Source organism: Myxococcales bacterium (genome assembly GCA_022563535.1).
Lineage (GTDB): Bacteria > Myxococcota_A > UBA9160 > UBA9160 > UBA4427 > DUBZ01.
Genome location: JADFNE010000122.1, coordinates 1 through 6,526 on the forward strand (window position 1 = coordinate 1; position 6,526 = coordinate 6,526).

Here is a 6,526-nt window from a genome sequence, read left to right on the forward strand (position 1 = left end):
TGGATCGCGTAGCGACCGACGGGTTGGATCTTCAGCGGGTGGACATCCTCTGGCACCGACGTGACGTCCAGACGGGGTTCGCCCGACCACTCGTCGACGCAGTTAGCGCACGCACAGGCGAGCCGAAGCTGTCGAACCGCGTATCGGCTTTCCCGCTCGTCGGACCACGTGATCCTGAGCTCGCTGGGGCCCGCTTGTTCGATTCGGATCGGCCTGATCGCCGAGGCGTCGTCCATCGTGGTGGAATCTTAGCGGTGGACACACCCACTGGTCACTGCGCGTTGGCCTTCGGCCAAAGCTTACGCGGCGTCACGCGGCCCGAGTGGGCCGCGCTCCTAGGCGCGACACGGAGACCCACGCGGGCTAGCGTTTCGGTTCGTGGCGGATCCGAGCTTCGACGACGCGATCGCGATTCTGGGCGGCACCGGTGAACAGGGGCTGGGGCTCGCGCTGCGATTTGCAACGGCGGGCCGCCCCGTCTGGATCGGCTCTCGAAGCATCGAACGCGCAAACGCCGCGGCAGAGCGTGTCCGCGCGGCGGTTCCCGGTGCCGAGATCTCGGGGGGCGAAAATCCCGAGGCGTGTCGCGGCGCACAGGTGATCATCCTCTCGGTCGCGTTCGAACACACCGCGAGTACCGTCAAGACGATCCGAGACTCCCTGATCGAGGGCCAGATCGTGGTGTCGATGGGCGTTCCGCTGGCCTCGTCGGCGGGAGGTCCGGCAACCCAGACGATCGGGGTCTGGCAGGGCTCCTGCGCGGAAATGGTTGCCGCGGGGCTGCCGAAGGGCGTGCACACCGTCTCGGCGTTTCAGAACGTCGCCGCCCATCGCCTCCACAACCTGGATCGACCCGTCGAATGCGATGTGGTGGTTTCGGGTGCGGAGCGGCCGCGCAAGCGGATCATGGCGCTTTGTGAACTCGTGCCGGGCCTGCGCGGGATCGATGGGGGCCCCCTCGCCAATGCGCGAATCACAGAATCGATCACCGCTTTGCTGATCGGATTGAACATCCGCTACCGGGTTTCGGATGGCACCGGAATCCGTTTCACGGGCCTTCCGGGCGGCGATTCCTGAAACGCCCCGAAAAACCGCCCGCGCACCAGCATCAAGCCTGTGATTTCAGGGGGTTACAGACCCCGAGCGCACAAAAGTTGCGCGTCGCGCCCAAGCGACCCCCGGAGGGCTGATAAAAAACCATTCAAGCTCAAGGGGTTGTGGGTCATGGCCTAGATAAGTACCAGATTTTGTGGGAATTCTATTGACGCTCCAGCACGCTGGGAGTAAACAGGCCGACGGGGATGAGACAGTCTTCTCGACGACCTGGGGGGTTTCAAATCACAGGCGGTCGTCGGGGGGGAAGCGGGTTTGAGGAGGGATGGAGGACCCGAATCCGACTCGGGGGCTCTGGAGGTTCCGGAGCCTCTCTCATCTCCGGGATAGCTCGGCCCGCCTCGGAGGCGACCCCGCGACCAGTTCATTCCAACAACCATCCATTGCAATGGGCGATACCCCGGTCACCCGTGTCCCGCGGTATCGCCGATCGCCCTGATGGAGAGAGGTGAGACGGGCGCATCAAAGAAGTGATTGAATTGAAAGAGCGTTGTCAGTAGGCGCGTAAGCAATTGGCGCACGGCGTAGATTGGTCATCGCGTCGGCATAAAGGGGAGAGCGTGAAAGGCAGCGAGACGACGGACGGCACCCTGGGGAGAGGGCAACTTCACGCTGTGGGAGAGAAGAAGAGAAAACGCAAAACTCCGCGGGGCACGACGATCTCGCGACATTTCACATCCGTCGGAGAAGATCCCTACGATTTCGTCGAGTGGGAAACCCGAAGCGCAAAGATCGCCAACGAGAACGGCGAAGTTGTTTTCGAGCAGACCGATGTCGAAGTACCGAAGACCTGGTCGCAGCTCGCCACCAACGTGGTCACCTCCAAATACTTCCGCGGACACATCGGAACCCCCGATCGCGAAACCAGCGTCCGACAGCTGATCGGTCGCGTGGTCGGCAAACTCCGCGAATGGGGCGATGGCTCGAATTATTTCCGCACCGAAGAGGATTCGCAGACTTTTTCGGACGAACTCACGCACATCCTGCTCACCCAACGCATGTCGTTCAACAGCCCCGTCTGGTTCAACCTGGGCGTCGAGAACAACCTGCAACAGGCCAGTGCGTGCTTCATCAACTCCGTCGACGACACCATGGAATCCATCATGGATCTCGCGAAGACAGAAGCCATGCTTTTCAAAGGCGGATCCGGCGCGGGTTCGAACCTCTCAAAGATTCGCTCGTCGCGCGAGACACTCGCCGGAGGCGGGACTGCATCCGGCCCGGTCTCGTTCATGCGTGGCTTCGACGCTTTCGCGGGCGTGGTGAAGTCCGGAGGCAAGACCCGTCGCGCAGCGAAGATGGTGATCTTGAACGCGGACCATCCGGACATCATGGAATTCATCCGGAGCAAGTCCGAAGAAGAGAAGAAGGCCCACGCGCTCATCAGTGCGGGTTACGACGGCGGCTTCAACGTTCCCGGCGGCGCCTATGACTCGGTGTTCTACCAGAACGCGAATCACTCGGTTCGCGTCACCGACTCGTTCATGCATTCCGCACTGGCGGGCGGCAAATGGGAGACCCGTAGCGTCACCACCGGTAAGGTGGTCGACGAATTCAAGGCCCGCGACCTCCTGGAGGAAATGGTGGGGGCTGCACATGCGTGCGGCGATCCTGGCGTTCAATACGATACGACGATCAATCGCTGGAACCCCGTCAAGGCTTCGGGGCGGATCAACGCCAGCAACCCGTGCTCGGAGTACATGTTCCTCGACGACACAGCCTGCAACCTCGCCAGCCTCAACCTGCTTACCTTTGTCAATGACTCCGGCGAGTTCGACATCGCAGGTTTCCAGCACGCAGTGAGGCTTACGATCCTCGCCCAAGAGATCATGGTCGATCACGCCGACTACCCGACGCCGGTAATTGCCCGCAACAGCCACCTCTTCCGGCCGCTGGGGCTCGGCTATGCAAACCTCGGCGCACTCTTGATGAGCTGCGGGCTGCCCTACGACAGTACCGAAGGGCAGAACCTCGCGGCGACAATCACCGCGTTGATGTGCGGCGAGGCCTACCAAACGAGCGCAAACATCGCGGAAGCGATGGGACCATTCCCTCGCTATCGGATGAACCGCAAACCCTTCCTGGAAGTCATCAAGATGCACGAGGATGCGGCGCTCGCAATTCCGGGTGATGGCGTTGCGGAGCCCCTGCTCGCCGCAGCTCGAGAAAGTTGGCGCGCAGCCTATGAGAAGGGTCGAAAGTTCGGATTCAAGAACGCGCAGGTGACGGTGCTCGCTCCAACGGGCACGATCGCCTTCATGATGGATTGCGACACGACGGGCGTCGAGCCAGATATCGCGCTCGTCAAATACAAGAAGCTCGTCGGTGGCGGTTATCTCAAAATCGTCAACAACACCGTTCCAAGGGCTCTCGAGAATCTCGGCTACGACAAGGCGGAGATCGAAGAGATCGCCGACTACATCACCGAACAGGAAACGATCGAGGGTGCACCTGGACTGAAAGAGTCCGACCTCCCGGTTTTCGACTGTGCATTCCAGGCTAAAAACGGCAAGCGCAGCATCGCCTGGATGGGCCACATCCGGATGATGAGCGTCGTGCAGCCCTTCCTCTCGGGCGCAATCAGTAAGACGGTGAACCTTCCCGCAGACGCAACCGTGGAAGATGTCATGCAGGCCTACGTCGCGGGTTGGGAACTTGGCCTCAAAGCCCTGGCCGTCTACCGCGACGGCAGCAAGCAGACCCAACCGTTGAACGCGGGTGAGGACAATGACGCGGATGAACGACTCGCAGAAGTCCGTCCGATTCGCAAGAAGCTCAAAGATGAGCGCACCGCACTCACCCATAAGTTCGTGATCGCGGGGCACGAGGGATATCTGACCGTCGGTCTCTACGAGAACGGTCAACCCGGCGAGATCTTCTTGCGAATGGCCAAGGAGGGCAGCACGGTATCCGGCCTGATGGACACGATCGCGACGATGACGTCGATCTCCCTACAGTACGGTGTTCCGCTGCGCGCCTTGGTGGACAAATTCAGCCACACGCGTTTCGAGCCCGCAGGCTTCACCAACAACCCGTCGATCCCGATAGCGAAATCCGTGATGGATTACGTTTTTCGCTATCTCGGAAACCGCTACCTGCAGTGCGACCCGATCGAAGACGAGCAAGAGGATCAGCAGGGCGAGAGCGGGGCCTACACGCTACCGCTGCGATCGGCTGTCGCGGGCGGATCCGGCGAGCGAATGCAGAGTCAATCCCAGGTATTCATCAATCAGGCGGATGCCCCGAGCTGTCACAACTGTGGCTCCATCATGATTCGTAGCGGTACCTGCTACAAGTGCTTCAACTGCGGGGAGACCAGCGGCTGTAGTTGAAAACAGGTTAACGGCGTCTCGAACTTGGGGGGGTGAGAGGCGCCGGGGAGCGCGGAGCCGCCCCGGTCAATTGACCGGGAGCGCTCCGCGCTCCTGGTTTCGCACTTCGCACGCACAGCGATCCCCGCCGCTGAGTCGAGATCCCGCAGGCGATCCAACTGATGGCTTGGCGTTGATGATTGGCTCTGGCTCAGTAAATCCAGCGACCGCCCTGATAGCGGAAGATCTCCGTCACCGGAAGCGAAGAAGAAACTGAACACTTCGTAGCGTCCACCCCGTTGCAGTTGTAGACCTGCTCGTTGTACCGGAGAATCCCCACGAAGGGCGACGCGGGATGCCCCGTCGGGCGCAACTCCACCGTGAATTTCTCTCCGAACCCGCGATAAGTGACCACATTCTCGCTCGGGCCCGGCTGTATGGTCGGGTTCTTGCGGCTCTGGGTCTCGTTTTTCGCCATCTTGGCCATCCAGGAACGCGCGAACTCTGAAAACGAGCTTCGAGCCCGCTCATCGGCGGAATCGGGAATCGAGGCAACGTCATCCGCGAGGGTCGGTGCTGCGATTAACAGCAGGGCCACAGCGAGCGTGCAGATGGTGATGCGCTTGGAGGGCGATGACCGAGTCATATTGAAGCTCCTTGGGAAACGGCTCCTTCTCAGCTGGTTATCGGCCGATTTCAAACTCCGCTAAAGGTGACGCAGATTCTCGTGACGACGCTCACAGACCTGCTACCTAACACCGCAATGCAGGACTCGTCGTTTCCGAGCGATTTCGTAGACGCATTGGCCCCCGCTCTGCGGCAAGCCGCATCGATCGCTCGCTCTTTGGAGGGTCGCGTTGACAATCGCCCCAAGGCCAATGAGGCGACGGACGTGAAGGCCGCCCTCACAGTCGCCGACACGGCATCTCAGGAAGCGCTGCTCGTCCCCCTACTGGAGCACTTCCCGCAGATGAAGCTGGAAGCGGAAGAAGACACGCCGACCATTTCGCGCTTTTCGCAAACCGGTGACGCGCTCGTCGTCATCGATCCGATCGACGGCACCTTGCGTTTCTATCTCGAAGCAAAGGGCCCTTACGCGGTGATGATCGGCTTGGCGATCGGCGATCGATACGAGGCGAGCCTCGTCGCCCTACCGCGCGAGCAGCTCTGTTTCGATGCCGTGAGGGGCCGTGGCGCACGAATGCGCAGCAAGGATGCCGCCGCCAAGCCCGTCACACCGGGCGAGCCCAGCGGAAATCGAATTCTGGTTTCACACAACCTGCCGAGCAGCGCCGTCGAGAGACTGCAGGACCACGGCTACGAAGTCGCCGCAGCATCCGGCGGCGCGATCTCCGTCGCTCCGCTGATCCCAGGTGTCTGCGCGGGCCTGCGACTGGTGCGAGAAAATCCGGAGGGAGTGAGCATACGCGGCCGGATCGGCGCCCTGATCTCGGCAGAAGCAGGAGCCCTCGTGATGGGCGCAACCGCCCCCTTCACACCCGAGATCCGAACCCCCGCACCCGCTCTGCTGATCGCCACCAACCAAAACACCCTGGCGCACCTCCGGGACGCCCTCTCCACGATCCCGGACTGACATCTGATCTTTTGCGATCGTCCTGCAATGATGGGATCGCCGCTTGGTCCCAGAGTTCTGGGGTGGCGGAGGCCATTCCGCGAAATCAGCGCAGCCCGCCTCCGATCGACGCATTCCACACGATTCACTTATTGAAACTTGCGCAGCTAAACGGCCGATCCCCTTGGCGGGCGAGCCATTCGCGGAAAGACCTCCCGCCCCCCGGAATCTCATCAGGCAACATCCAGACTACATCCGTTCGTAGTCGGGCCCTTCGCCACCTTCAGGGGTCGTCCAGGTGATTACCTGGTAGGGGTCGGCGATATCGCAGGTCTTGCAGTGGACACAGTTCTCGTGGTGGATGAAGAGTTTCTTGCTGCCGGCCCGTTCGGGGTCCGGAACCATCTCGTAGACCGCGGCGGGGCAGAAATTTTCGCACGGGTTTCCGAATTCTTCAGCGCAGGTCGTGCTGCACAGATCGGTATCTGCCACCACCAGATGGGAGGGTTGGTCGGCTTCGTGTTGGGTT

The 6,526-nt window shown here is 61.3% G+C and carries 6 protein-coding genes; 3 read left to right on the forward strand and 3 right to left on the reverse strand.

Annotated features, from left to right (window positions below; all coding sequences use genetic code 11):
• A partial coding sequence (locus tag IH881_19795; GenBank protein ID MCH7869944.1) for a DUF971 domain-containing protein occupies positions 1-236 on the reverse strand: 236 nt, incomplete at its 3' end.
• A 169-nt stretch (positions 237-405) separates the two neighbouring features.
• Between IH881_19795 and npdG the strand changes: the two genes are divergently transcribed.
• Positions 406-1,077, forward strand: coding sequence for an NADPH-dependent F420 reductase (gene npdG / locus IH881_19800; protein ID MCH7869945.1), 672 nt, complete (start codon positions 406-408; stop codon positions 1,075-1,077).
• A gap of 626 nt (positions 1,078-1,703) precedes the next feature.
• Positions 1,704-4,445, forward strand: a complete 2,742-nt coding sequence (locus IH881_19805; GenBank protein MCH7869946.1) for a vitamin B12-dependent ribonucleotide reductase — start codon at positions 1,704-1,706, stop codon at positions 4,443-4,445.
• Positions 4,446-4,635: 190 nt separating this feature from the next.
• On the opposite strand, the gene IH881_19810 is transcribed toward IH881_19805, so the two are convergent.
• Entirely contained in the window at positions 4,636-5,070 is a 435-nt protein-coding gene (locus IH881_19810) for a hypothetical protein (GenBank protein ID MCH7869947.1), read from the reverse strand.
• Positions 5,071-5,151: 81 nt separating this feature from the next.
• On the opposite strand from IH881_19810, the gene IH881_19815 reads away from it, so the two are divergent.
• Positions 5,152-6,018 (forward strand): hypothetical protein, encoded by an 867-nt coding sequence (locus tag IH881_19815; protein ID MCH7869948.1) that lies wholly within the window; start codon positions 5,152-5,154, stop codon positions 6,016-6,018.
• A gap of 228 nt (positions 6,019-6,246) precedes the next feature.
• On the opposite strand, the gene IH881_19820 is transcribed toward IH881_19815, so the two are convergent.
• Positions 6,247-6,526: 4Fe-4S dicluster domain-containing protein (locus IH881_19820; GenBank protein ID MCH7869949.1), on the reverse strand; the 280-nt coding region annotated here is incomplete at its 5' end.

Coding starts and splice junctions, on each gene's coding strand:
- IH881_19810 (MCH7869947.1), bottom strand. CDS start 5,070: ATGACTCGGTCATCGCCCTCCAAGCGCATCACCATCTGCACGCTCGCT.